This is a genomic window from Microbacterium sp. SYP-A9085 (genome assembly GCF_009649635.1).
Taxonomy (GTDB): domain Bacteria; phylum Actinomycetota; class Actinomycetes; order Actinomycetales; family Microbacteriaceae; genus Microbacterium.
The window spans coordinates 201322-226576 of sequence record NZ_WJII01000002.1 but is presented as its reverse complement, the minus strand read 5'-3'; the positions used below and the strand labels follow the sequence as shown (position 1 = coordinate 226576).

At 73.5% G+C, this 25255-nt stretch carries 27 protein-coding genes; 13 read left to right on the top strand and 14 right to left on the bottom strand.

The features are described 5' to 3' along the window. The first annotated feature begins 23 nt into the window (after window positions 1-23). The 4 genes from GH740_RS05895 to GH740_RS05880 are packed head-to-tail and all read left to right on the top strand — an operon-like array spanning window position 24 to window position 3252. Entirely contained in the window at window positions 24-911 is an 888-nt protein-coding gene (locus GH740_RS05895) for an ADP/ATP-dependent (S)-NAD(P)H-hydrate dehydratase (protein ID WP_153745167.1), read from the top strand. Window positions 912-956: 45 nt separating this feature from the next. Next, window positions 957-2198, top strand: coding sequence for a glycosyltransferase 87 family protein (locus tag GH740_RS05890; RefSeq protein WP_153745166.1), 1242 nt, complete (start codon window positions 957-959; stop codon window positions 2196-2198). 9 nt (window positions 2199-2207) lie between these two features. After that, complete coding sequence (locus tag GH740_RS05885) at window positions 2208-2519, top strand: thiamine-binding protein (RefSeq protein ID WP_153745165.1); 312 nt, start codon at window positions 2208-2210, stop codon at window positions 2517-2519. Between the two features lies 1 nt (window position 2520). Beyond that, the gene (locus tag GH740_RS05880) at window positions 2521-3252 is read left to right on the top strand and encodes an NUDIX hydrolase (RefSeq protein ID WP_153745164.1); all 732 of its coding nucleotides are present in this window, start codon (window positions 2521-2523) and stop codon (window positions 3250-3252) included. On the opposite strand, the gene GH740_RS05875 is transcribed toward GH740_RS05880, so the two are convergent. Then, entirely contained in the window at window positions 3249-4469 is a 1221-nt protein-coding gene (locus tag GH740_RS05875; protein ID WP_153745163.1) for a homoserine O-acetyltransferase, read from the bottom strand. The two genes, GH740_RS05880 and GH740_RS05875, sit on opposite strands and share 4 nt — an antisense overlap. A gap of 83 nt (window positions 4470-4552) precedes the next feature. On the opposite strand from GH740_RS05875, the gene GH740_RS05870 reads away from it, so the two are divergent. Further along, window positions 4553-5494, top strand: coding sequence for a hypothetical protein (locus GH740_RS05870; RefSeq protein WP_153745162.1), 942 nt, complete (start codon window positions 4553-4555; stop codon window positions 5492-5494). A 49-nt stretch (window positions 5495-5543) separates the two neighbouring features. On the opposite strand, the gene GH740_RS05865 is transcribed toward GH740_RS05870, so the two are convergent. After that, a complete protein-coding gene (locus GH740_RS05865) occupies window positions 5544-6866 on the bottom strand; it encodes a bifunctional o-acetylhomoserine/o-acetylserine sulfhydrylase (protein ID WP_153745161.1) in 1323 nt (440 codons plus the stop codon). Window positions 6867-7001: 135 nt separating this feature from the next. Here GH740_RS05865 and GH740_RS05860 point away from each other — a divergent pair, with 135 nt between their 5' ends. From GH740_RS05860 to GH740_RS05845, 4 genes are all read left to right on the top strand, one after another. After that, window positions 7002-7775 (top strand): SDR family oxidoreductase, encoded by a 774-nt coding sequence (locus GH740_RS05860; protein ID WP_153745160.1) that lies wholly within the window; start codon window positions 7002-7004, stop codon window positions 7773-7775. Continuing rightward, window positions 7772-8500 (top strand): peptidase S51, encoded by a 729-nt coding sequence (locus GH740_RS05855; RefSeq protein WP_216644907.1) that lies wholly within the window; start codon window positions 7772-7774, stop codon window positions 8498-8500. Before GH740_RS05860 ends, GH740_RS05855 begins: the two co-directional genes overlap by 4 nt. Window positions 8501-8563: 63 nt before the next feature. Then, window positions 8564-10456 carry a transketolase gene (locus tag GH740_RS05850; RefSeq protein WP_153745159.1) on the top strand — a complete coding sequence of 631 codons (1893 nt, stop codon included), beginning with the start codon at window positions 8564-8566 and terminating at the stop codon, window positions 10454-10456. Between the two features lie 19 nt (window positions 10457-10475). Then, window positions 10476-11168 (top strand): uracil-DNA glycosylase, encoded by a 693-nt coding sequence (locus tag GH740_RS05845; protein ID WP_367640834.1) that lies wholly within the window; start codon window positions 10476-10478, stop codon window positions 11166-11168. 6 nt (window positions 11169-11174) lie between these two features. On the opposite strand, the gene GH740_RS05840 is transcribed toward GH740_RS05845, so the two are convergent. From GH740_RS05840 to GH740_RS05805, 8 genes are all read right to left on the bottom strand, one after another. After that, entirely contained in the window at window positions 11175-11492 is a 318-nt protein-coding gene (locus GH740_RS05840) for a protealysin inhibitor emfourin (protein WP_153745158.1), read from the bottom strand. Next, window positions 11479-12537, bottom strand: a complete 1059-nt coding sequence (locus GH740_RS05835; protein WP_153745157.1) for a M4 family metallopeptidase — start codon at window positions 12535-12537, stop codon at window positions 11479-11481. The genes GH740_RS05840 and GH740_RS05835 overlap by 14 nt, the downstream gene beginning before the upstream one ends. 21 nt (window positions 12538-12558) lie before the next feature. Continuing rightward, the gene (locus GH740_RS05830) at window positions 12559-13380 is read right to left on the bottom strand and encodes an ATP-binding cassette domain-containing protein (protein ID WP_153745156.1); all 822 of its coding nucleotides are present in this window, start codon (window positions 13378-13380) and stop codon (window positions 12559-12561) included. Continuing rightward, window positions 13377-14165: an ABC transporter ATP-binding protein gene (locus GH740_RS05825; protein ID WP_153745155.1), complete on the bottom strand. Its 789-nt coding sequence runs from the start codon at window positions 14163-14165 to the stop codon at window positions 13377-13379. The genes GH740_RS05830 and GH740_RS05825 overlap by 4 nt, the downstream gene beginning before the upstream one ends. Beyond that, window positions 14162-15031 (bottom strand): ABC transporter permease, encoded by an 870-nt coding sequence (locus GH740_RS05820; RefSeq protein ID WP_153745154.1) that lies wholly within the window; start codon window positions 15029-15031, stop codon window positions 14162-14164. The genes GH740_RS05825 and GH740_RS05820 overlap by 4 nt, the downstream gene beginning before the upstream one ends. After that, entirely contained in the window at window positions 15028-15978 is a 951-nt protein-coding gene (locus GH740_RS05815; protein ID WP_367640830.1) for an ABC transporter permease, read from the bottom strand. The genes GH740_RS05820 and GH740_RS05815 overlap by 4 nt, the downstream gene beginning before the upstream one ends. After that, the gene (locus GH740_RS05810; protein WP_153745153.1) at window positions 15975-17483 is read right to left on the bottom strand and encodes an ABC transporter substrate-binding protein; all 1509 of its coding nucleotides are present in this window, start codon (window positions 17481-17483) and stop codon (window positions 15975-15977) included. The genes GH740_RS05815 and GH740_RS05810 overlap by 4 nt, the downstream gene beginning before the upstream one ends. Window positions 17484-17553: 70 nt before the next feature. Further along, entirely contained in the window at window positions 17554-18471 is a 918-nt protein-coding gene (locus GH740_RS05805; RefSeq protein WP_367640828.1) for an alpha/beta fold hydrolase, read from the bottom strand. A 41-nt stretch (window positions 18472-18512) separates the two neighbouring features. Here GH740_RS05805 and GH740_RS05800 point away from each other — a divergent pair, with 41 nt between their 5' ends. The 3 genes from GH740_RS05800 to GH740_RS05790 are packed head-to-tail and all read left to right on the top strand — an operon-like array spanning window position 18513 to window position 20221. Then, window positions 18513-18989: a carboxymuconolactone decarboxylase family protein gene (locus GH740_RS05800; RefSeq protein ID WP_153745151.1), complete on the top strand. Its 477-nt coding sequence runs from the start codon at window positions 18513-18515 to the stop codon at window positions 18987-18989. Next, window positions 18986-19702 carry a tyrosine-protein phosphatase gene (locus GH740_RS05795; RefSeq protein WP_153745150.1) on the top strand — a complete coding sequence of 239 codons (717 nt, stop codon included), beginning with the start codon at window positions 18986-18988 and terminating at the stop codon, window positions 19700-19702. Before GH740_RS05800 ends, GH740_RS05795 begins: the two co-directional genes overlap by 4 nt. Window positions 19703-19747: 45 nt before the next feature. Further along, the gene (locus tag GH740_RS05790) at window positions 19748-20221 is read left to right on the top strand and encodes an SIP domain-containing protein (RefSeq protein WP_153745149.1); all 474 of its coding nucleotides are present in this window, start codon (window positions 19748-19750) and stop codon (window positions 20219-20221) included. A 7-nt stretch (window positions 20222-20228) separates the two neighbouring features. Here the strand turns inward: GH740_RS05790 and GH740_RS05785 are convergent, their stop codons facing one another. From GH740_RS05785 to GH740_RS05770, 4 genes are read right to left on the bottom strand one after another with little or no spacing between them, the layout of a single operon-like run. Beyond that, window positions 20229-20684, bottom strand: a complete 456-nt coding sequence (locus GH740_RS05785; protein WP_153745148.1) for a Fe-S oxidoreductase — start codon at window positions 20682-20684, stop codon at window positions 20229-20231. Beyond that, window positions 20681-21508, bottom strand: coding sequence for an arginase family protein (locus GH740_RS05780; protein WP_367640825.1), 828 nt, complete (start codon window positions 21506-21508; stop codon window positions 20681-20683). The genes GH740_RS05785 and GH740_RS05780 overlap by 4 nt, the downstream gene beginning before the upstream one ends. Before the next feature lie 19 nt (window positions 21509-21527). After that, window positions 21528-22280 carry a PspA/IM30 family protein gene (locus tag GH740_RS05775; RefSeq protein ID WP_153745147.1) on the bottom strand — a complete coding sequence of 251 codons (753 nt, stop codon included), beginning with the start codon at window positions 22278-22280 and terminating at the stop codon, window positions 21528-21530. A 47-nt stretch (window positions 22281-22327) separates the two neighbouring features. Further along, the gene (locus tag GH740_RS05770) at window positions 22328-24274 is read right to left on the bottom strand and encodes a TPM domain-containing protein (RefSeq protein ID WP_153745146.1); all 1947 of its coding nucleotides are present in this window, start codon (window positions 24272-24274) and stop codon (window positions 22328-22330) included. Window positions 24275-24404: 130 nt separating this feature from the next. On the opposite strand from GH740_RS05770, the gene GH740_RS05765 reads away from it, so the two are divergent. Further along, window positions 24405-25238 carry a DUF3097 family protein gene (locus GH740_RS05765; protein WP_153745145.1) on the top strand — a complete coding sequence of 278 codons (834 nt, stop codon included), beginning with the start codon at window positions 24405-24407 and terminating at the stop codon, window positions 25236-25238. The last annotated feature ends 17 nt before the right edge of the window (window positions 25239-25255 follow it).

Genomic DNA, 25255 nt, shown 5'->3' with positions numbered 1-25255 from the left:
TCCGGGCCGAGTAGGGTGTCGCCATGGTCGATGGGGGTGACGCGCTGCGGTGGACCGCCGGCCGGGCCGCCGCGCACCTGCGGGTCCCAACACGCGCCGATGACAAGTATTCCCGAGGCGTGGTGGGCCTGCGCACCGGCTCGGACGCGTACCCCGGCGCCGCGGTGCTCGGGGTCCAGGCGGCGTGGCGGACCGGCATCGGCATGGTCCGGTACCTCGGGCCCGCGCGCGCGGCGGCGCTGGTGCTGCAGCGCCGCCCGGAGACGGTCACCGTCGACGGGCGTGTGCAGGCGTGGGTGATCGGCTCCGGGATGGATGCCGCGGCCCGCACAAGCGACGAGACGGCGGCGCTGCGCCGTGTGCTGGACGGCACGGTCCCGGTCGTCGTCGACGCCGGCGCGCTCGATCTCGCGGTGGGCGCGCGCGCGCCGCGCGTGGTGACGCCGCACGCGCGCGAGCATGCCGCGCTGCGCGAACGGCTGGGCCTGCCCGCCGGGGAGCCGCACGGCGACGCGGAACGTGCGGCGTCCGCGCGCGAGACGGCGGCGGCCCTCGGCGGCACCGTGCTCCTGAAGGGCGCCGTGACGACAGTGGCGACACCGGCGGGCGTGACCGCCTCCGTCGACGCGGGCACGCCGTGGCTGGCCACCGCCGGCACCGGCGACGTGCTCGCGGGGATCCTCGGCGCGCTCGTGGCGGCTGCGCAGGCCGACGCGGAGGCGGCCGGCACCGGGCTGGACGCGGAGGCGCTCGGCCCGCTCGCCGCGACGGCCGCGTGGCTGCACGGCCGGGCCGCGGTCCGCGCGGCCGGCGCCGGCCGCGGCGCGGCGTCCGGCCCGATCACCGCGCTGGACGTCGCCGACGCGCTGCCCCGCGTCATCGCCCAGCTGCTCGGCGCGTCCGCGTCCTGACCCGGCTCACGGGGCGCGCCCGCGGTGCCCGCCTAGGATGGTCGGATGTCGAGGCGGGCGCTGCTGTGGGTCGGATTCGTGCTCGTGCACGCCGTCGTCGCGGTGCTCGGCTTCGTGCTGCCGAACCAGCCGATGGGCGACGTGTACCTCGTCTACGAGCCGTGGTCGGACCGGGCGCTCGCCGGCGCCGGCATCGTCGGGGTCACCACCCCGTGGGTGTACCCGCAGCTGGCGCTCGTGCCGATGATCCTCGCCCACGGGTTCACGTGGATCGTCGGCGGGTACACCCTCGCGTGGGCGCTGCTGGTCACCGTCTGCGACGCGCTCGCGTTCGGGATGCTGACCGGCCGCGCCCGCTCCCGCGGACGGGTGACGGCCGCGTGGTTCTGGCTCGCCTCGATCGCGCTCCTGGGCCCCGTGGGCCTGTACCGCATCGACGCCATTGCGGTGCCGCTGGCGATAGCGGGATGCCTGTGGCTGGCCGGCCGCCCGTGGCTCGGCTCGGTCCTGCTGGCCGTCGCGACGTGGATCAAGGTGTGGCCCGCCGCGCTGCTGGTGGCGGCGGTGACGGCGCTGCGCCGCCGCGTCGCGGTCGTCGGCGGCGCGGTGGCCGTCACCGCGGTCACGCTCGCCGCGATCGTGGCGGCCGGGGGCGCGGCGTACGCATTCGGCTTCGTCGGCGACCAGACCGGCCGCGGCCTGCAGCTGGAGGCCCCGGTGAGCACGGTCTACCTGTGGCGGGCGGTGGCCGGCGTCCCCGGCTCGTTCATCTACTACGACCCGCGCATGCTGACGTTCCAGGTGACCGGCCCGGACGTCGACGTCGTGATCGCCGCGATGACCCCGCTGCTGCTGCTGGCCGTGGCATCCGTCGCCGTCCTCGGCGCCGTGAAGGCGCGCCGCGGGGCCGCGTTCGCCGCGCTGTTCCCGCCGCTCGCGCTCGCCCTGGTGACGGCGTTCATCGTGTTCAACAAGGTCGGCTCGCCGCAGTACCTCACCTGGATCGTCGTGCCGCTGGTGACCGGCCTCGTCCTCACCCGGCGTCGCTGGGGCGGACCCGCCGCGCTCGCCCTGGCGATCGCCGCCCTCACCCAGATCGTGTATCCGCTCGCCTACGGCGGACTGCTGTCCGCGCAGGCGCTGCCGGCGGCCGTTTTGACGCTGCGCAACGCGCTCCTGGTGGCGCTGTTCGCGTGGAGCGTGGTGCGCCTGGCGCGCGTGCGCACCCGCGCCGTGCTGCCCGCGCGCGCGGCCGCGGCGGATGCCGGGGCCAGCACGGCGCGGTAGCGTCGGAGCATGCTGATAGCGTTCTCCGTCGCCCCCAGCGGCACGCCCTCCGCCGACGGGTCGGTGCACGACGCCGTCGCCGCCGCCGTCCGCGTCGTCCGGGACAGCGGCCTTCCGCACCGCACCACGTCGATGTTCACCGAGGTGGAGGGCGAGTGGGACGAGGTGATGGATGTCGTCAAGCGCGCCACCGACGCGGTGATGCCGTTCGGCTCCCGCGTCTCGCTCGTGCTGAAAGCCGACATCCGCCCCGGCTACACGGGCGAGCTGGACGCGAAGATCGACCGGCTCGAGCGGGCACTGGACGACTCTCCGGCCTGAGATGACCGAGATCGACCGCGCCCTGCGCGAACTGCGGACCGTGCCGCCGGCGGGCGAGGCGGACGCGCCGCTTCCCGTCGCCGGCACCGCGGTGCTCGTGCGCGACGGCCGCGACGGGCCCGAGGTGCTGCTGATGCGACGGCCGGAGAACGGCTCGTTCGGCGGCGCCTGGGTGTTCCCCGGCGGGCGGGTGGAGCCGGGCGACCTCGTCGCGGGCGCCCCCGAGGTCGACGACGCCCGCCGTGCCGCCGCCCGCGAGACCTCCGAGGAGGTGGGCCTTTCCGTCGATGCCGCCGCGATGCAGACGCTCAGCTGCTGGACGCCGCCCACCGGCATCCGCAAGCGCATCCGCACCTGGTTCTTCGCGGCATCCGTCCTCGACGCGGCGCTCACCGTCTCGCCCGACGAGGTCGTCGACGTGGCCTGGGAGCGGCCCGGCGACGTGCTCGAGCGGCACGCCCGCGGCGAGCTGACGCTGTACCCGCCGACGTGGATAACGCTCCACGACGTCGCCGGGCACCGCGACGCCGCCGCTCTCGTGGACGCCGTCCGCGTGACGGGCGTGCGCATGTTCAGCACCGTCGTGCGCACCGCCGACGCCGGACCCGTGTTCGTGTGGGAGCCGGATGCCGCGCACGACCCGGACGCCCCGCTGGACGCCCCCGGCCCCCGCCACCGTCTGCTCACCGACGCGCTGCCGTGGCGCTACCTCGCCGACGGCACAGCCCTCTAAGGGCCGGCGTCGGAGCCCAGCAGCCGGTGCAGGTGCGCGCCGACCCGCTCCGTCTCGATGAGGAATCCGTCGTGCCCGAAGTCGCTGGCCAGCACGACCGCCTCGTTCCCGTCCAGGGTGTGCGGGATGCCCCGGGCTATCCGGTGCTGTCCCTCCACAGGGAACAGCCGGTCGGTGTCGATGCCCAGCACGAGCGTCGTGGCGGTCACCCGTGCCAGCGCGTCCTCCACCCCGCCGCGGGCCCGGCCCACGTCGTGCGAGTCCATCGCCTCGACGAGCCGGATGTAGCTGTTGGCGTCGAAGCGCCGCGTGAACTTGTTGCCGTGGAAGTCGAGGTACGACTCGACGGCGAACCGGCCGTCGCCGCCCAGCGGCGAGACCCCGGACTGCCAGGACCGCTGGAACCGCTGGTTCAGCTCCGTGGGGCTGCGATAGTTCAGCAGCGCCATCCGCCGGGCCAGGGCGAGCCCGCGGTGCGGGCCGTTCCCGTCGCCGGCGTCGTAGTACTCGCCGCCCGCGAACCGCGGGTCGATGGCTATCGCCTCCAGCTGCACGGAGTTCAGCGCTATCTGGTCGGCCGTGTTGAACGGCGGGGCCGACAGCACCGCGAGCCGCGCGACGCGGTCCGGCGCCGACACGGCCCACTCCAGGGCGTGCATCCCGCCCATCGACCCGCCGATCACCGCCGCCCACACCCCGATACCGAGGACGTCGGCGAGCGCCCGCTGCGCGGCGACCTGGTCGCGGATCGTCAGGTACGGGAAGCGGGAGGCCCACTCCGCGCCGGTCGGCCCGATGCTCGCAGGCCCGGTCGACCCCTGGCATCCGCCGAGCATGTTCGGCGCGACGACGTACCAGCGGTCGGTGTCCACCGGCCGGCCCGGGCCCACCACATCCTCCCACCAGCCGGCGGTGGGATGCCCCGGCCCGGCCGGCCCGCAGACATGGCTGTCGCCGGTGAGGGCGTGCAGGATCAGCACCGCGTTGTCGGCGGCCGCGTTCAGCTCGCCCCACGTCTCGTACGCGATCCGGACGAACGGGAGCTGCCGGCCGCCCTCGGTGCGGAACGAGCCGAGCCCCGCGAACCGGCGGTCGCCGACGGGGTCGCCGTCGCGCCACGCGCCGGTGGCCGGCGGCCGGCCGAGGAGGGATCGGGCGTCGGCCTCGGTCACCGGTGCGCTGGGCACGGTGTCCTCGGACGTCTGCTGCCAATCCATGCGTCCATTCTCCCGTGTCCGCCCGCCGGGCTCCGGCCTGTTACGCCGATCGCGTGTCCTGGGGGCGGTGTACCGTCGCCCGCATGGACGACGCAGTCGAGTACCTGATGGCCGGGGATCCCGCTATCCGCTGGCAGGTGATGGCCGACCTCACCGACGCGGCGCCTGAGGAGGTCACGGCGGAGCGGGCGCGGGTGGCCATCGACGGATGGGGAGCCCGGCTGCTGGACGCGCAGGCGGAGGACGGGTTGTGGGACGGGGGCGTCTACCGGCCCGGGTGGGCCGACGAGTCGCGCCCGTTCTTCGACGCGTGGACGGCCACCCACTTCAGCCTGCAGCAGCTCGTGGACTTCGGCGTGGACCCCGCCCACCCGCGCATGCGCGAGGCCATCCGGCGGGTGCGCGAGAACGTGCGCTGGGACCACGCCGGCGAGCGGTACTTCGCCGGCGAGACCGAACCGTGCATCAACGGCGTGCTGCTGTCGATCGGCGCGTACGTCGGCGAGCCGGTCGACCCGGTGGTCGACACCATCCTGGGCGGGCGGCTCGCCGACGGCGGCTGGAACTGCTGGGCGGAGGAGGGGGCCCGGGTCTCCTCGTTCCACTCCACGATCTGCGTCCTGGAGGGCCTGCGGGACTGGGAGCAGGCCACCGGCGGGACGGATGCCGCGCGAGACGCCCGGCACGCCGGCGAGGAGTACCTGCTCGAGCGGCGGCTGCTCGTGCGCCGCAGCACCGGCGCGGTGATCGACCCGCGGTTCGCCATGACGTCGTACCCGGTGCGCTGGTTCTACGACGTGCTGCGCGGGCTCGAGCACCTGCGTCGCGCGGGACGGCGCGATCCCCGGTGTGCGGACGCCGTGGAGCTGGTCCGCGGCAAGCGCGGCGCGGACGGGCTGTGGCGGCTGGAGAACACGCACGAAGGCCCGACGCTGTTCGGCATGGCCGGTGAGCGGGAGGGCTTCCCGAGCCGGTGGGTGACGCTGCGCGCGCTGCGCGTGCTGCGCTGGTGGGACGCAGGCTAAGCGGGGTGCTCCGGCGCGCGGTCGCGCAGCGGAGCACCCCGCCGACGGGTCAGACCCGTGCGGCCTCGCGCACCCGGTGGGCGGCCGCCAGCGCCTGGGTGAGGTCGTCCTTGAGGTCCTCGACGTTCTCCAGCCCCACCGACAGCCGCACCAGGCCCGGCGTGACGCCGCTGGAGAGCTGCTCCTCCGGCGACAGCTGCGAATGGGTCGTCGAGGCCGGGTGGATCACGAGCGAGCGGACGTCGCCGATGTTGGCGAGGTGGCTGAACAGCGTGAGATTGTCGACGAAAGCGCGGCCAGCATCCACCCCGCCCTTCAACTCGAACGACAGCACCGCGCCGGCGCCCTTGGGGGCATACCGGTTGGCCAGCTCGTACCACGGGGAGTTCGGCAGTCCCGCGTAGCTGACGGAGGCGACGTCGTCGCGGGCCTCGAGCCACTCGGCGATCTCCTGCGTGTTCTGCACGTGCCGCTCCATGCGCAGCGACAGCGTCTCGATGCCCTGGATCAGCTGCCACGCGCTGTTCGGCGAGATCGCAGGTCCCATGTCCCGCAGCAGCTGCACGCGCGCCTTGATGATGTAGGCGATCGCATCGCCGAGCACGCCCGTGTAGCTCACGCCGTGGTACGACGGGTCCGGCTCGGTCAGGCCCGGGAACCTGTCGGCGTGCTGCGACCACGGGAACGTGCCGCCGTCGACGATGGCGCCGGCGATCACGGTGCCGTGCCCGCCGAGGAACTTGGTCGCGGCGTGGATGACGATGTCGGCGCCGTGCTCGAACGGCCGGGTCAGGTACGGCGTGGAGATCGTGTTGTCCACGATCAGCGGGACGCCGGCGGCGTGCGCGACGTCGGCCACGGTGCGGATGTCGAGCACGTTGATCTTCGGGTTGCCGATCGTCTCGGCGAAGAAGAGCTTCGTGTTCGGCCGCACCGCCGCCCGCCACGCCTCCGGGTCGTCCTGGTCGGAGACGAACGTCGTGGAGATGCCGAGCTTGTCCAGCGTGTACCGCAGCAGGTTGTACGTGCCGCCGTAGATCGCCGAGGACGCGACGACGTGGTCGCCGGCCGCCGCGATGTTCAGGATCGACAGCGTCGCCGCCGACATCCCGGACGCCGTCAGCAGTGCCGCCGTGCCGCCTTCCAGTGCCGCCAGGCGCTGCTCGACGACATCCTGTGTCGGGTTCTGGATGCGGGTGTAGATGTTGCCGGCCTCGGCCAGCGAGAAGAGGTTCGCGGCGTGCTCGGTGTCCCGGAACACGTACGACGTGGTCTGGTAGATGGGCGTGGCACGGGCCCCGGTGACGGGGTCCGGCGCGGCGCCGGCGTGGATCTGGGCTGTCTCGAAGCGCCAGGACTGCGGTGCGGACATCGGGTTCTCCTCGGGTTCTCACGGGCGAGCACGGTGGCGTGCGACACGACCGAGGCTACGGATGCGGCACCGGGTGGACAACGTCCGGGAAATGTGACGTAACGTGCGGGCGCCGCGGGTCGGTAGCGTGGGGGCATGACCAGACGAGCAGTGGTGACAGGGGCCAGCACCGGCATCGGCGAGGCGACGGTGGCGGCGCTGCGGGGATCCGGGTGGGATGTCGTGGCGGTGGCCCGCCGCGCCGAGCGCCTGGCCGCCGTCGAGGAGGCCACCGGGGCCACCGCATTCGCCGCCGACCTGACGAAACGGGCCGATGTGGACGCGCTCGCCGGCTGGCTGGGCGAGACCGGCGGCGTGCACGCGCTCGTGCAGGTGGCCGGCGGCGCCCGCGGATCCGACCGGGTCGAGGACGGCGACCCCGCCGATTGGCAGTGGATGTTCGACGCGAACGTGCTGTCCACCCAGCGGCTCGTGGCCGCGCTGCTGCCGCTCCTGCGCCGCGCCGCCGCCGCCGACGGGCACGCCGACCTGCTGTTCGTCACGTCCACGGCCGCGCAGGGGGCGTACCCCGGCGGGGCCGGGTACAACGCGGCGAAAGCGGGTGAGGCGATGATCGCCCACGCGCTGCGCCTCGAGCTGAACGGCGAGCCGATCCGCGTCGTCGAGGTGGCGCCCGGGATGGTGCACACCGAGGAGTTCTCGCTGAACCGGCTCGGCGGCGACCGCGCCGCCGCGGACCGGGTGTACGCCGACGTGCCGGCCCCGCTCGTGGCGGCCGATGTCGCGGACGTGATCGCGTACGCCCTGAACGCGCCCGGGCACGTGAACCTCGACCTCATCACGATGCGCCCCGTCGCCCAGTCCGCCCAGCACCTGCTCGCCCGTGGCCCGCTGCGGGTGCGCGAGTGAGCGTCCATCTCGTCGGCGGCGGCTGGCAGGACCGGCCCGACGGGGTCGCCTACCGCGGGTTCGTCGCCGAGGCGACGGCGCGGGCCGCGGCGTCCGGCCGGGGCGTGCCCCGCGTCGCCGTCGTCGCGGTGCGGGACGGCGACGGTGACGCGCACGCCGCGAAGCTGGTCGCCGCGGTCGCCGCCGCCGGCCCGATCGACGCCGTCGTCGCCGCCGGCGGGCTCGAGGACGACATCCCCGCGTCGGTGTTCGCCCACGTCGACGGGGTCGTCGTCGGGGGCGGGCTGACGCCGGTGTACCGGGACCGGCTGGCCCCGCACTTCGACGGCATCCGCGCGCTCGTAACCGCCGGCGTCCCGTACCTGGGGTTCTCCGCGGGCGCGGCGATCGCCGCGACGCACGCCATCGTCGGCGGATGGCGGCTGGGCGGCGTCGAGGTCGCCCCGGAGGACGTCGGCGAAGACCTCGACGAGGTCGCCATCCGCGACGGGATAGGCCTGGTCGACGTGTCTGTCGACGTGCACCTGGCGCAGTGGGGCGCACTGTCGCGCCTGGTCGCGGTGGTGGAGGCCGGGCTCGTGGACGCCGGTGTCGGCGTCGACGAGAACACCGTGCTGATCGCCGGCGACGGCCCGCTGCGCACGGCCGGTGTCGGCAGCGTGTGGAGCGTGACGCGCGGCGACCAGGGCGTCGTCGTGCGCACGCTCGCCGGAAGCGGAAAGTAGGCGCTGCACGCCCGTCCCGCAAGGGGGTTCGCCCGCACCCGCGCCGGTCGTAGCGTGGCCCACATGTCGCAGACGCTCACCTCCACCACGTTCGGAACGGGATTCGACGACATCCAGCGGCTCGCCGCGCAGCTGCGCGTGGATTCGCTGCGGGCGACGGATGCCGCCCAGTCCGGCCATGCGACGTCGAGCCTGTCGGCCGCCGACCTGATGGCGGTGCTGCTGTCCCGGCACCTCGTGTACGACTGGCACGCCCCGAACGACCGCGACAACGACCACCTCATCTTCTCCAAGGGCCATGCGTCGCCGCTGCTGTACGCGATGTTCAAGGCCGCCGGCGTGATCGACGACGACGAGCTCGTGCACACGTACCGGCGGTTCGGGTCGCGGCTGCAGGGGCACCCCACCCCGGTGCTCCCGTGGGTGGATGTCGCGACGGGGTCGCTCGGGCAGGGGCTGCCGATCGGGGTCGCGCTGGCGTGGGTCGCCGGCCGGCTTGAAGAGCGCGACACCCACGTGTGGGTGCTGTGCGGCGACGGCGAGTTCGCGGAGGGGTCGATCTGGGAGGCGCTGGAGACCGCCGGCGGCAAGCGGCTGGCGAACGTCACGGCCATCGTCGACGTGAACCGCCTCGGGCAGAGCGGCTCCACCGAGCTGGAATGGGACATGGACGCGTACGCCCGGAAGGTGAGCGGGTTCGACGTCGATGCCGTCGTCGTCGACGGGCACGACCTGCCGGCGATCGACGCGGCGATGGCGGCGGCGCGCACCAGCGACCGGCCCACCGCCATCCTCGCCCGCACGATCAAGGGCAAGGGCGTCCCGGAGGTCGAGGACCTCAACGGCTGGCACGGCAAGGCGCTGCCGTCCGAGATGACCGAGAGCGCCATCGCGCGCCTGGGCGGGGTGACCGCGGGGGTCGTGCAGCCGCATCCCGCCGCGCACCGACCGGCGCGCACCCGCGCGGACCGGGCCGCGGCCGGCGGCGTTCCCCGGCCGCAGGTCGCCCTGCCGCAGTACGAGCGGGGCAGCGACGTCGCCACCCGCAGCGCGTTCGGTGATGCGCTGCAGGCGCTCGCCGTGATCGAGCAGGTGGCCGTCGTGGACGGGGACGTCGGCAACTCCACGCATGCCGGGGCGTTCGCGGAGGTCGCGCCGGACCGGTTCTTCGAATGCGGGATCGCGGAGCAGCAGCTCATCTCCACCGCGGTGGCGCTGTCGGTGCAGGGCTTCGTCCCGTACGCCGCGACGTTCGCCGCGTTCCTGTCCCGCGCGTACGACTTCATCCGGATGGCGGCGATCTCCCGGGCGGATCTGCGCCTGTGCGGCTCGCACGCCGGCGTCGAGATCGGCGAGGACGGTCCGTCGCAGATGGCGCTGGAGGACATCGCGGCGCTGCGGGCCATCCTCGGCTCGACAGTGCTGTACCCGGCCGACGCCCCCAGCGCGGCGGCCCTGACGGTGGCGATGCTCGACGTGCACGGCATCTCGTACCTGCGGACGACGCGCGGCGCCTACCCGGTGCTGTACGGGCCCGACGAGACGTTCCCGATCGGCGGCAGCAAGACGCTGCGGGACGGCCAGGATGTCGCGCTCGTCGGCGCGGGCGTCACCGTGCACACGTGTCTGGCCGCCGCGGACCGGCTCGCGGAGCAGGGCGTGCACGCCCGCGTCGTCGACCTGTACTCGATCAAGCCGGTCGACCGGGACGGGCTGACAGCGGCGGCGGAGGGCTCCGGTCATCGCCTCGTCGTGGTCGAGGACCACCACCGCGAGGGCGGTGTCGGCGCGGCGGTGCTCGAGGCGCTGGCCGATGCCTCGACGGCGTCGCGGGTGCGCCAGCTGGCGGTGCGGGGACTGCCCGGATCCGGGACCGCGCAGCAGCTGATGGATGCCGCCGGGATCGGCGTCGACGACGTCGTGCGCGCCGCGGCGGAACTGGTCTCAGCCGCCTGAGGCCGCCTACGCTGGTCGCGTGGCGATGACACTGACCGAACTGTCCGACGCGGGACTCATCGACGCGGAGTGGGCGCAGCAGCTGGCGCCGGTGGGCGGTGAGATCGCCGCGCTCGGCGAGCGGCTGCGCGCGGAGGTCGCCGCGGGAAAGCACTACCTGCCCGCCGGCGACCGCGTGCTGCGCGCTTTCGCGCGGCCGCGGTCCGACGTCAAGGTGCTCATCGTCGGCCAGGACCCGTACCCGACCCCCGGCCACCCGATCGGACTGTCGTTCGCGGTGGACCGTCATGTGCGTCCGCTGCCGCGCAGCCTCGCGAACATCTACCAGGAGCTGCAGGCCGACCTCGGCATCCCGCCCGCCGCGCACGGCGACCTGTCCGCGTGGAGCGAGCAGGGCGTCATGCTGCTGAACCGGGTGCTCACGGTGGCGCCGGGGGCCCCGGCATCCCACCGCAACTGGGGGTGGGAGAAGGTGACCGAGCACGCCATCCGCTCGCTCACCGGCCGCGGCGGGCCGCTCGTCGCCATCCTGTGGGGCAGTCAGGCCGCGAGCCTGCGGCCCCTGCTCAGGCAGACTCCGATCATCGCGTCCGCGCACCCGTCGCCGCTGTCCGCGCACCGCGGGTTCTTCGGCTCCCGCCCGTTCTCCCGGGCCAACGACCTGCTCGTGCAGCAGGGCGCCCAGCCGGTGGACTGGCGTCTGCCGGAGTGAGCCGGATCAGCGTCCGGGATCGAACGCCTGCACCTGTGCGACGAGGTCGCGCCACGGACCGTTGAGCCGGGTCTCCGCCAGTTCGGCGCGCCGATCGTCGCCGCCCAGCTGCGCCTCGATCCGCCACGTGAACCGGTCCGGCTCGGGCGCCTCGGCCGCGTCACCCGCCTCGTCCCAGGGGCACTGCCGGATCAGCGCTATCCATCGCGGCCGCTCCGGCTCGGCGGGCTCGGCGGTCCACTGGCGGCGGATGCCCGCGAACCCGCCGGTGCGCACGACGGTCACCGTCACCACGGCCGGCTCCTCGGGGTCAGGACTGTCCATCCTCGAGCACGCCGACGCTCGTCCAGGCGGTGCGAACGGCGGCGACCTCCTTCGCCTCCTCACCGTACTCCGCCGCGGCCGCGGCGAGCGTGGCGTTCGCGAACGCCTCGAAGTCCGCGTCCTGCCGCAGCGTGCCGGCGGTGATCGTGCGGTACCAGACAAGGCCCGCCCGCTCCCACGCCCGCCCCCCGAGCTCCACCGCCGCGAGGTAGAAGGCGTGGTTCGGGATGCCGGAGTTGATGTGCACGCCGCCGTTGTCATCGGTGGTCTGCACGTACCCCGCCATCGTCGCCGGCTGCGGGTCCTTTCCGAGAACCGGGTCGTCGTACGCGGTGCCGGGGGCCTTCAGCGAGCGCAGCGCGGCGCCGTGGATGGCGGGGGCGAGGATCCCCTCGCCGATCAGCCACGACGCGTCGTGCACGGTCTGGTCCTTCGTGAACTGCTCGGTGAGCACCGCGAACACGTCGGAGACCGACTCGTTCAGCGCCCCGGACTGGCCCTGGTAGGCAAGACCCCCGGAATCCTCGGTCACGCCGTGTGTGAGCTCGTGCGCTATCACGGTCAGCGACCCGGTGAACCCGACGAACACGTCCCCGTCGCCGTCGCCGAACACCATGCGCTCGCCGTTCCAGAACGCGTTGTCGTAATCCTGGCCGTAGTGCACGGTGGCGTCCAGCGGGAGTCCGCGCCCGTCGATCGAGTCGCGCTGGTATGCCTCCCAGTAGAAGGCGAAGGTGGCGCCGAGCCCGTCGAACGCCTGATTCACGGCGGTGTCGGCGACGGGCGGGTCGTCCTCCGTGCGCACCGTCTTCCCGGGCAGCGTCTGCGTGCCGTGCGCGTCGGCGATCGTGCGGTCGGGGGAGGGCTCGGTGCGGGCGACGAGCGTGTCGCCGTCCACGCTGAGCTCGAGCCCGACCCGGTGCGGGCGGTACTCGCGCGGCGCGAGCAGCGTGTGCCGGGCGGCGCGGGCGGCGTGGGCGAGGTGGGGCTTGTCGGTGGCCGCCACCCGGTGGAGCAGGTACGGCGGAACTATTCCGTATTCCATTTCCGAAGGCTATCCCCGCGCTCAGACGTCCGGATCGATCGCGGGGATCGAGGCCAGCAGCCGGCGGGTGTACGCGACCTGCGGCTGCAGCAGCACCTTCTCGGTCGGCCCCTCCTCCACGATGCGGCCGTCCTTCATCACGACGACCTCGTCGCACAGGCTCTGCACGACGCCGATGTCGTGCGAGACCATCACGAGCGTGAGCGCGTCACGCGCACGCAGCCGCGCCAGCACGTCCAAGATCTGCGCGCGCACGGTGACATCCAGCGCCGACAGCGGCTCGTCGCCGATCAGCAGGCGCGGACGGTGCACCAACGCACGGGCCAGCGCAATCCGCTGCCGCTGCCCGCCGGAGAACTCGTGCGGGTACCTCGCGGCCATGTCCGGGGTGAGCCCCACGTCGGCGAGAACGTCGTGCACCCGCTCCCGGCGTCCCATGCTGCCGCGCCGGCCGTCCCCGTCGATGTCCAGCGCCCACAGCGGCTCGCCGACGATGCGGCCGACGCTCATCCGCGGGTCCAGCGACGCGTACGGGTCCTGGAACACTATCCCGGTCTGACGGCGCAGCCAGTGCAGAGCACGCGCCCCGGCGCGCGGGTCCACCGGGCGGCCGTCGAAGCGCACGGTGCCGGCGGTGGGAACATCCAGCGCCAGCAGCAGCCGCACGAGCGTGGATTTGCCCGACCCCGATTCGCCGATGATCCCGACCGCCGTGCCCTCGCGCACGTCGATGTCGGCGTCCGCGAGCGCGGTGGTCACCGTGCGCCGGCCCCACGGCGCAGTCCGCGGCCCGGGATACCGGCGGGTGAGGCCGCGGGCGCTCAGGAGGAACGGCGCGCTCATGCCCGGCCCTCCGGCCGCCACAGCGTCGCGGTGGCGTCGCGCAGCAGCCCCTGCGTGACCGGGGAGGCGGGCGCTGTCAGCAGCGTGTGCACGGAGCCGGACTCCACGACCCGGCCGTGCTCGAGCACGACCCCGCTGGTGGCTATCTGCGACAGCACGGCGAGGTCGTGCGTGATGAACACGAGCGACATCCCGTCGTCGTCGGCCAGCGACTGCAGCAGCTCGAGGATCTCGGCCTGGATCGTGACATCCAGGGCCGTCGTCGGCTCGTCGGCGATGAGCAGCCGCGGGCGGCACGCGAGCGCCATCGCTATGGCGACCCGCTGCCGCTGACCGCCGCTGAGCTGGTGCGGGTAGCGGTCCACTATCCGCTCCGGGTCCGGCAGGCGCACGCGGGCGGCCTCCGCGACCGCCCGGGCGCGCGCCTGGCGGCGGGTGACCGGCTCGTGGATGCGGACGGCCTCGGCGATCTGCCGCCCGACCGTGCGGATGGGGTTCAGCGCGGTGCGCGGCTCCTGGAACACGATGCCGATCTCGTCGCCGCGGATCCCGGCCAGGCGGCGGTCCGGCATGCCGATGAGCTCCCGGTCCTCCCAGCGGATGCTGCCGGTGGCCCGGGCCCCGTCGGGGAGCAGCCCGAGCACGGCGAGGGCGGTGAGGGACTTGCCCGACCCGGACTCGCCGATAAGGCCCACCCGATGCCCGTCGGCCACGTCGAAGGACACCCCGTCGACGACGCGCCGGCCGCCGATGGTGACGGTGAGGTCCCGGACCGCCAGGGTCATGCAATCACCTCCGGTGCCCGCTCGCGCCCGTCGGCGCGGGCGAGCGTGGGATCGGTGACGTCCCGCAGCGCGTCGCCGAGCAGGTTCAGCCCGAGCACCGTGAACGTGATCGCCAGTCCCGGCCACAGCACCGACAGCGGGTGCACGGTGAGGAACTGCTGCAGCTCTGCCAGCAGCAGCCCCCAGCTCGGCTGCGTCACCGGGGCGCCCACGCCCAGGTATGACAGCCCGGCCTCGGCGAGGACCGCCACCGCCATCCCCCACGACACCTGCACGATGAACACGGGGGCGACGTTCGGCAGCAGGTGCCGGTACAGGTTCTGCGCGGGCGTGAGACCGGATGCCCGCCCCGCCACGACGAAGTCGCTGTGCAGCACGCGGCGCAACTCCGGCCGGGTGACCCGGGCGATGTTGACGCCGAAGCCGATGCCGACCGCCCAGATCACGACCCACAGCGAGCGGCCCCACACACCGGCGATCATGAGCGCTATCAGCAGCACCGGGAACGCGATCAGGATGTCCACGAGCACCGCCACCGACTCGCGCACCCAGCGGGCGGTCAGCGCACCCAGCGCGGCCAGCGCCATCCCGATGATTATCGCTATCACCGCCGAGCCGATCGCGACGAACACCGTCGTGCGCGCCCCGCTCATCACGAGGCTCAGGATGTCGCGGCCGGACCCGTCCGTGCCCAGCACGTGCGGCCAGCCCGGCCCCTCCCAGCGCGCCGATATGTCGACGTGCTGCGGGTCGAACGGGGTCCACAGCAGGGCCGCCGCGGCGGTGGCGAGGATCACCGCGCACACGATGACGCCGAACCGGCCGGTGGACAGGCGCCAGAGGCGGCGCGGCCAGGCGGGCCTCATGCCGCCTCCCGCTGCCGCGGGTCGATGGCCCGGTGGAACAGGTCGACGGCGAAGCCGACCAGCAGCACGAACCCGGTGAGCACGAGCAGCTCGCCCTGCACCTTGACGAGGTCGCGGTTGCCGACGTCGGCCACCAGCATCCGGCCGATCCCCGGCAGCGAGAAGAGCTGCTCGATCACGACGGCGCCCACGATGATGCCCGCCACCTGCAGGCCGAGCACGGTGATCACCGACAGGGCCATGGTGGGCAGGCCGTGTCGGATCAGCGCCTGCGTGCGGGTGAGCCCCTTCGCGGCGGCGGTACGCACGAAGTCCTGGCCGATCGCCTGCAGCGTGGCGCTGCGCACGAACCGCAGCAGCATCGCCCCCTCCACGACCCCGATCGTCAGCGCCGGCAGCAGCAGTGCCCGCAGCGCCGGGCCCGGCTGCTGCCAGCCCGCGCGCGGGAAGCCCTGCGCGGGCAGCCAGCCCAGCCACACCGCGTACACGACCACGAGCATCATGCCCGCCCACACCACCGGCACCGCGGCGACCGCCTGCGAGCCCACGTTCAGCGCGGTCCCACCGGGACGTCCGCGCAGGATCGCGGAGAGCACGCCCAGCGGCACCGCGAGCACGAGCGCTATCGTCATCGCGAAAAGGCCGAGGGGCACGGTGACCTGCGCCTTCTGCGCGAGCTCGGCGAGCACCGGGGTCCCGGTGATCAGGGAGACGCCGAAGTCGCCGTGCAGGATGCCGCCGATCCACGCGCCGTACTGCACCGGCAGCGGCGCGTCGAGATTCAGCTGGTCGCGGACGGCCGCAATCTGCTCGGGCGTGCTGTTCGTGCCGGCGATCAGCTGGGCCACGTCCCCGGGCAGCACCCGGAGCGTGAGGAAGATCAGCACGCTGGCGACGGCAAGCCCGACCACGAGCAGGGCCAGTCGCGTCAGCGTGTAGCGGATCACCCCTTGCTCTTGGCGATCTCGGCCAGGTTCAGGCGCTCGTTGACGTTCACAGACGGCATACCGGTGATGTTAGTGCCCACCGCGACCACCGACGCGCCGTTGTACACCCAGTCGGCGGCCATGTCCTCGGACACTATCCGGGCGGCCTGCTTCAGATAGCCAGCGGCCTGCGCGTCGTCGGTGGCATCCAGCGACTGCTGGTACAGCCGCTGGACCTGCGGGTTGTCGTACGTGAAGTAGTAGTCGGGGTTCGCCCAGTTCTCGAAGTCGCGCGCCTCGGTGTGCAGCACGAAGCTGAGGTCGTAGTTCTTGTTGATGTACACGTCGTTCAGCCACGTCGGGAACTCGACGGCGTCCACCTTCAGCGTGATGCCCACGGCGTTCAGGTCGGAGACCAGGATCTGCGGGATCGTGGTGCCGTACCCGTTGTAGATGGTGAGGGTCAGCGTGATGTCGTGGGCGCCCGCATCCTTCAGCAGCTGCTTGGCCGCGGCCGGATCGTACGGGGCGACGGCGGAGAGGTCCTCGTAGCCGGGGTCCAGCTGGGGGATCGGCCCGTACATCGGCTGCCCGGATCCGAGCGCCTTGACGACGGCCTCGTGGTCGATGGCCTGCCGGATCGCCTGCCGGACGCGCTTGTCCTTCAGCCAGGTGTTGTGGCTGTTCATCGCCAGGGTGCCCTTGTCGGTGGACTTGCCGAGCACGAGCCGGAAGTCGCCGCCGGCCTCGACCTGGTCCTTCAGGTTGGCGTCGAACCCGGTCAGCACGTCCACTTCGCCGGCCAGTGCCGCGTTCAGGGCGGCCTGGTTGTCGGGGATGTAGTCGAACACGACCTCCTTGACCTTCGCCTTCGTGCCCCAGTACGCGTCGTTGCGCTCGAACGTTATCGAGTCGCCCTGCTTCCAGCTGCCCAGCACGAACGGGCCGGTGCCGTTCGCGGCGGTCTTGTAGTCGACCTTGTCGTCCTTCTTCAGGATGACGCCGGCGCGACCGGTGAGGTTCCACAGCAGCGTCGAGTCGGGCTTGGACATCGTGATCGTGATGGTCTGGCCGGAGGCGGTGACGGACTTCACCCGGGACAGCGTGTCGGCGTCGGCCCACCCCGCCTGTGTCTTGTGCTGGGTCAGCGACCACACGACGTCGTCGGGGGTGAGCTTCTGCCCGTCGGCGAACGTGACGCCCTCGCGCAGCGTGAACGTGTAGGTGAGCCCGTCCGCGGACTTCGTGAACTCGCTCGCCAGCGCCGGCACTATCTTCTGATCGGGCGTGCGGGAGACCAGGCCCTGGTAGACGTTGTCCATCAGGATCTGGTCGAGCGCGGCTCCCGCCGTCTGCCGGATGTCGAGGTTGCTCGGCTCCAGCACCAGCCGGATGGCTGCCGACGCCTCCGGGTCCGGGGTGCCGGTGCTGCTCGGCGTCCCCGCTGAGCCGCCGGTGCAGCCGGTGAGGGCGAGCGCGGCGGTGGCGACGATCGCGGCGGCCGCCACGAGGGTGCGAGCAAGCATGTGATTCCTTTCGCGGGCTGCCGACAAGCCTAGAGGGCTGCCGCAGCGGGTTCCGCCCTGTGTCGGGCGCTCAGCCGCGCAGCATCCGTCCCAGCGGCACCGGGATCTCCTCCTGCACGTTGTGCCCGGCGGGCACCGCGACGACCCGGGCCCCCGGCAGGCGGCGGGAGAACTCGGCGGCGTCGGCGGCGGTGACATAGCCGCGCTCGCCGCGGATCAGCATGATCGGCGCTCTCACCGCCGACAGCGCCGCCCACCCGCTGTCGGCGAGCACCCTCGCGACCGCGTCGCCGGCGGGAAGCGCCGCGCCCGCGTTCGCGAGGTGCGCGAAGTGGTGCTTCCACTCCACGCGTCCGTCGGGGCGGAGCCGCGAGTTGAGGTACACGCCGCGGGTCGCCGCCGTCCGGGAGCCGCCGAGGCCGAACGCGAGCGCCCGCTCGACGAGCTCGTCGCGGCCGGCCCAGTCGGTGGGGCCCGCGAAGAACCGCGCTATCTGCCGGGCGTCGCCGTCCGGGTCGATGCCCGGCGTGATGTCGATCACCACGAGCTCACGGACCAGGTCCGGCTCGGACGCGGCCACCGCCGCGGCCGTCAGGCCGCCCAGCGACTGGCCCACCAGCAGCTGCGGGCCCTCGGTCCACGCGCGCATGCCGGCCGCGACATCCGGCGCCAACGCCGAGCCCACGTAGGCGAGGTCGTCACGCCACGAGGAGTCGCCGTGGCCGGGCAGGTCGATCGCGAGGGCCGGCAGGCCCAGCGCGAGGATCGTGGTGTCCCACGTGTGCGCGTTCAGGCCCGCGCGGTGCAGGAACGTCACCACCGGCGCGGCGTCCGGGTCGGATGCCGGGCGGTACCGCAGCGCCGACAGCGTGCGCCCGTCCGGGAGGATGAGGCGCAGCCGCTCGGGAAGGGGCAGCGGATCGGGGATGCCGGCGTCGGCCGCCTGGTCGGGAAGGAACGAGAATTCGTCGAAGTCGTCGCCGCTCACCCTCCCATTGTCCTCGTCCTCATCGCGGCTAGGCTGACGGGATGAGCGAGCAGAACCGCGTGCACCTGTCCCGTTCGGCCCGGCCCGCCTACGATGCGCTCGAGGCGTTCTCCAAGACCGTCCACCAGGTCGCGTCAGATGCCGGGATCGACGACCGGCTCGCGGAGATAGCGCAGCTGCACGCCTCGCAGCTGAACGGGTGCGCGTACTGCGTCCGCATCCACCTGGACCGGGCGCTGCAGGCGGGACTGGACGCCGACGTCGTCGCCCAGATAGCGACGTGGCGCGACTCGGGCGTGTTCAGCGAGCGGGAGCGGGCGGCGCTCGAGCTGACCGAGGCCTTCACGTTCATCCACGAGGACGGCATCCCCGACGACGTGTACGACCGGGTCGGCGGCATCCTCTCCGAGAAGGAGTACGTGGCGCTGAGCTGGCTGCTGGTCTCGATCAACGCGTTCAACCGCATCGCCATCGCGGGACGCTACCCCGTGCCGGTACGGGAGCGGCCGCGGCCATGACCGACCTCGTCCCGGGAGCGGTCAACTTCCGCGACACCGGCGGGCTGCATGCGGGATCCGGCGTGACCCGGGACGGCGTGCTGTTCCGCTCCGGGGACCTGTCGCGCGTGCGCGATGCTGGGATAGCGGCCCTGCGCACCCTCGGCATCCGTCGGGTGATCGACCTGCGCGCCGACGACGAGGTGGCCCGCAGCCCGAGCACGCTGCGGCCCCTCGGCGCGACGGTGCAGCATGTGCCGCTGTTCTTCGGATCGGTGACGTCGTTCTTCGCGAACGACGTGTCGCTGGCCGAGATGTACCGGCACATCGTCGACGACGCCGGCGACGCGGTGGTGGCGGCCGTGCGCGGCGTGCTCGCCGACCAGCCCGTGCTCGTGCACTGCACGGTCGGGAAGGATCGCACCGGCGTGACCGTCGCGCTCATGCTCGCCGCGGCGGGGGTGGACACCGACGACGTGGTCGCCGACTATGCGCGCACGGAGCGGCTGCTGCCGGCGGCCGGGACCGCCGCCGCCGTCGCGTTCCTGCGAGCGCGGCATCCGCAGGCCAAGCACCTCGAGGAGCTGGCGACCCGCTCACCCGCGCCGGTCATGCAGGATCTGCTGGCCGACGTGACCGCGCGGTTCGGGTCGCCGGCGGACTATCTGCGGGCGCAGGGGATGAGCGACGACGAGGTCACCGAGCTGCGGCGGGTGCTGATCGCCGGGGAGTGAGCAAAAGGTTAGGCATGCCTATCCTTGCGCTACACTGGCGAGGTCATGGTCTCCTCCGCTTCCGTCCACGCGCCGATCTCCGCGGTGGCGCGCCGGCGTGCGCGCCGCGGGCTCGTCCAGCACCTCGTCACGGCGGACGAGACATCCCTCGTCGAGCTGCAGGCACTGCTGGCGACGCTGCCGATGTGCGCGACCGGCCGCGTGTTCATCGAGGTTCCGGATGCCTCCTGGGTCGGCCCGCTGCCGGTCCCGGGCCGGATGATCGTGACGTGGCTGGACCGTTCGGCGCGCAGCGGAATGCCGGGCTCCGGGCGTGCGTGCGGCCGCGGGACGGCGCTGACCCGCGCGGCCACGGCGTGGGCGGACGAGATGATGTGCGCGGACGGCGACGGCACCGAGGTTCACCTGCTGGGCGGGTATCTCGGCACGGCGCAGATCGTCGACCACCTCGTGGAGCGGCGGGGACGGGCGGCCGCGTCGGTCCACGCCCCGGCCCGGTACGGGCTCGGCACCTGCTGAGCCGGCGTCAGGCGGTGCCGCGCGGCACGTAGTTGCCGTCCTGAAGTCCCGCCTGGATCTCGAATCTGTTGCGCAGCGGGTCGCGCCCGGCCAGCAGGTACAGCACGGGCATGAGCAGTCCGTAGCGGCGCCACTGCCGCGCGTGCACGGCCTCGTGCCGCAGCACCGCGGGTGTCGGGTCGTCGCCGGTGAGGAAGCACGAGCCCACGCACACGCCGCCGCGGCGGAACGTGCGCGCGGGCATCCCGCGGAACACCCAGAGGCCGTCTCGCCGCTCGATGCGCCCGGTGCTCCACAGCGCACCCCAGATCCAGCCCACGACAGTCCCGTACGCGGCGCCGGCGCGGCTTAACCGCGAGTCGAGCAGGATGCCGGGGATCAGCCGGTCCCAGCGCGCGCCGCGCGCCACCGCACGGTCCGCGCGGGCACGCCAGCCCGGCGGCGGGGCGGGGATCGGGGTCATGTGAGGGCCCCGACCAGGCGCAGAATCACGCCGAGATCGTCGATGGCGTCGGCCGGTGAACTCGGGGAGAACTCGGTGATGGCACCGCCGCGCAGCGGCACCATCTCGCGCACCGCGGCGATGCAGGCCATCAGGGCGGCCGGGTCAGGGCCGAACGGCTCGGGGTCGCTCAGCCCGGCCAGGGCCGACGGGTCCAGGACGTCCAGGTCCACGTGCACGAACACGCCGGTCGCCGCGCGGGCGGCGACCGCGGCGACGAGAGATGCCGGGGTGAGCTCATCCGCGGTGATCACGGCGATCTGCAGCCGGTCGATCACCTCCTGCTCGGCGGGGTGGACGGCGCGCACGCCGGCGAGGATCAGCCGGTCCGCCGACATCCCGTGCTCCGCCGGGCGGGGCACGACGCTGTCGACGAGGGCGCGGGCGGCCATCGTGTCATACGCGCCGGAGGGGGAGCCGGCGGGGTCGTGCAGCGCGGCATGCGCACTGAACCACACCACGACGATGCCCGGGTCGGGCTCGCCGCGCGCGGCGCCGACGGCGGCGAGGGCCGCGGTGGTGGCCACCCCCGCGTCCCCGCCCACCGTCAGCACCAGCTCCGTGATCCCGTCCAGCGCCTCCAGGTGTTCGCGCGCGGTGCGCTGCAGCGAGCTGAGCCGGTGCACGCCGGAGTCCAGTGACTCGCCGGCCTGGGCCGGCACCGTCACCGTCATGCACGCGGATCGCGGCAGGTCGCCCGCTATCGCAGTCGCCCCGTCGATGAGCTGCATGGCGCGCGCCGACGACGAGCCCTGCCACTGCGGCACGACGACGAATCGCGTCACTGTCGTGTTCCGGTGCGGCTCAGGAGCCGGACGACGCGTCGATGGCGCCGCGTGCCGGCGCGCCACCGGCCTTCAGCGCCGCCAGGCGCGCCTCGATCTCGGTGAGCTCGCCCATGTCGTCGAGCTGGTTGAACTGCGCGTCCAGGCTCGACGCGGCCAGCTCCTGCTTGCCCGTCGCGAGCGCCTCCTCGCGGCGGATCTTCTGCTCGAAGCGGCCGAGCTCGCTGGTCGGGTCCATCACGTCGATGGACTTGACGGCGTCGGCGACCTTGTTCTGCGCCTCGGCGGTCTTCTGCCGGGCGACGAGCTCGGCGGACTTCGCGCGCAGCTGCTCGAGCTTCTGCTTCATGCCGTTCAGCCCGTCCTTGAGCTGCTCGACCGTCTTGTTCTGCGCGGCCAGCTGCGGCTCGGCCGTGCGGGCCTCGCTCTCCGACGTGATCTGGCGCTGCAGGGCAACCTTCGCGAGGTTGTCGAACTTGTCGGCCTCGTCGATGTGCCCGGCGGTCCGCAGCTCGTCGGCCTTCCGGCTGGCCGCGAGCGCCTTGCGGCCCCACTCGGACGCCGCCTGCACGTCCTCCTCGTGGTCGCGTTCGAGCAGGCGCAGGTTGCCGATCGTCTCCGCGATGGCGGATTCAGCGTCCGCGATGTTGTTCGTGTAGTCCCGCAGGAGCTGGTCGAGCATCTTCTGCGGGTCTTCGGCCTGGTCCAGCAGCGCATTGATGTTCGCGCGCATGAGCGTGGAGATCCGGCCGAAGATGGACTGCTTCACCATCAGGAGTTCCTAACTGTCGATTCGTAACGGGGATGCGATGCGTGAGATCAGAAGCGGCCGCCGCCTCGCCGGCTGCGGGTGGCCCCGCCGCCGAAGCTGCCGGCGCTGAACCCGCCGCCGCCGAAGCCGCCGCCGCCGAAGCCGCCGCCGCGGCCGCCGCCGAGCAGCGAGTTGATGAGGATGCCGCCGAGGACGGCGCCGACCATGTCGCCGCCGGACCGGCCGACGGGGCCCGTGCCGCCGAAGCCGCCGACGTCGTTCTGCGCGGCCTGCAGCGCGAGCCCGGCGAGCTGGTCGGCGCGCTGCGCGTGCGCGAGCGCGGCGTCCGGATCCGTGGCCGGGGCCTGCTGCGCCTGCACGAGCTCGGCGCCGGCCTGCGCGAGCCGGGTGCGCGCGTCGGCGCCCACCGCCCCGCGACGGGACGTGATGTAGTCCTCCGCGGCCGAGACCTGCGCCTGCGCCCGCATCATCGTCTGCCCGAGCATCTGCGCGGCCCGCTGGCTCCGCTCCTGCGCGTCGCGGACGCCCTGCACCACCCGGTCGATCTGCGTGTTCACGGCCTGCAGGGCGGACAGCGTGGCCAGCGGGTGCGTGCGGCCGCTGCCGAGTTCGGACCGTGCCTGGTCCACCTGGGCTCTTGTCGCGGCCACGACGCGGGCCACCGATCCGTCGGGGTCGGGGAGGGAGGATGCCGTGGCGATGTCGCCGTCGAGCTCCTGGAGGAGCGCGGTGGCCTGCTTCTGCGCCTCGGCGAGGTCGCCGCCGAGGGTGTCGATGGCCTGCGCCAGCTGCCGCGCCTGGTCGGCGGCCTGCTCCGCCGCGCGGATGGCGACAGCCGCCTGGCCGCCGTCGCCGGCGGCGATGGCCTGCTGGGCGGCGGCGAGCTGACCGTCGGCGAACTGCAGCCGCTGCTGGGCCTGGTCGACGTTGTCGGCGACGGCGGCCAGCGCCTCGGGCGCGTACGCGGCTCGCAACTGCTCGAGCCGGCCGGCCGCGGCACCCCGCCGCCCCGCGGCATCCTGGCGCAGCTGCTGCACCCGGGCGAGCGCTTCGGGGGCGTTCTGCTCGAGCTTGCGCAGCTCGTCGAACGCGGCGGCCTTCTCATCCAGGCTCGCGCCGGCGTGCGCGCACAGCTCGATGATCCGGGAGTTCCAGGCGTCCCGCTGGGCCGGGGTGTCCGGGGCGGTGTCGTCGAGCTGCTGCTTGAGCGCAAAAGCCTCGTCGAGGTCGGTCTTGGCCTGCGCGAGCGCGGCCGCGAACTCGGTCGTGGCGTCGTCGCCGAACTGGGCGCGGGCGAAGCCGAGCTCCTGCTCGCTCGTGCGCACGGCGTCATCGGTCTGCACGAGCGCGGCGCCCGCGCGGCGGGCGAGCTCCTTCGGGTCCAGCCGCTGCGGCGCGGGGCCGGTGGCGCCCTGTTTGCGGCGCCGGGCGCGCACGAGGACGACCACGAGGATCACGGCGACGGCGATCACGACGAGGATGAGGACGAGGGTGAGGATGCCGCCGCCGGCGGAACCGCCGCCCGCGGCATCCTGCAGCCCGGTCGCGGCCGCGCTCACCGCGCCCGCCCAGTCGCCGGAGGCCAGTGCCGGCTGGATCTCCTGCTGCTCGATGCGGCCCAGCGCGTCCTCGGAGACGGGGCCGGCGGAGTCCCCGGAGAGGTAGAACTGGCGGGAGCCGACCGCGACCGCGAGCAGATACTGGTTCGGGCCGAGGCCGGCGGCCTGCGCGGTCTGGTTCGCCCACGCCTGGGCGTCGGACGGGTTCGTGAAGGTGTCGACGAACACGACCCACAGGTTCATGTCGGTGTCGTCGGCGAAGCGCTGCGCTGTCTGTTCGGCATCGTCGTGCTGCGCGGTGCCGAGCACCCCCGCGTCGTCGAGCACATAGTCGGCGCCGAGCGTGACCGGGTCCGTGGCGGATGCCGCCGCGGCGGGGGCGAGGATCAGTGCGACCGACGCCACGGCGACGGCCATGAGCCGATGTAGGCGCATCGGTCCCCTCCTGCCCGCGAGATCCCTGACCGCGAGTCTATGCAGACTGCCTGACACGGCGGTAGGGGGCGCGTCGCTCGGGCGCGTCCCGCGCGGGGCCGGATAGGATCGCCGCTTCGGGAGGCGCGAGATGGACGATCGCTACGGCACGGATGTGCTGGGTGCCGGCTGGCGCGACCGCTTCCGGCGGGAGCTGCCGAGGGTGCCCGCCGAGCGGGACGCCGTCGTCGAGGTCGCCGAGGACGGATTCTGCGGTGCTGTCGTCTCGACCGGCGGCGGCATGGTGGAGCTGGAGGACCGGCACGGGCGGCGACGCGTGTTCGCACTGGGGCCCGGGTTCCTCGTCGACGGGGAGGCGGTGATCCTCGTCGCGGCGGCCGCGACGCCCGCGCGCGCCCCGCATCGGACAGCATCCGGCTCGTTCGCCGCCCCGGAGGCGCGGGCCCGGGTGGCGCGGGCGAGCCGCATCCTCGTGGAGGGGCGTCACGATGCGGAGCTCGTCGAGAAGGTGTGGGGCGACGACCTGCGCGCGGAGGGCGTCGTGGTCGAGTACCTGCAGGGCGTGGATCTGCTGGATGCCGCCCTGCGCGACGACCCGCCGTCGGCGCAGCGCCGGTACGGCGTGCTCGTGGACCATCTCGTGCCCGGCTCGAAGGAGGCGCGCATCGCCCAGGGCGTGGCGCGCGGCCCGCACGGGGCGCATGTGCGCATCGTGGGTCACCCGTTCATCGACGTGTGGCAGTGCGTGACGCCCGCCGCGCTCGGCATCCGCGGCTGGCCCGAGATCCCGCGGGGCGTCGAATGGAAGGCGGGGGTGTGCGCGGCGCTGGGATGGCCGGCGCGCGACCAGGCCGACATCGCCCGCGCGTGGCAGCACATCCTGTCGCGGGTGACCAGCTACCGCGACCTCGAGCCGGCGCTGCTCGGCCGCGTCGAGGAGCTCATCGACTTCGTGACCGGCTGAGGCGCGCCTCGGGTCGG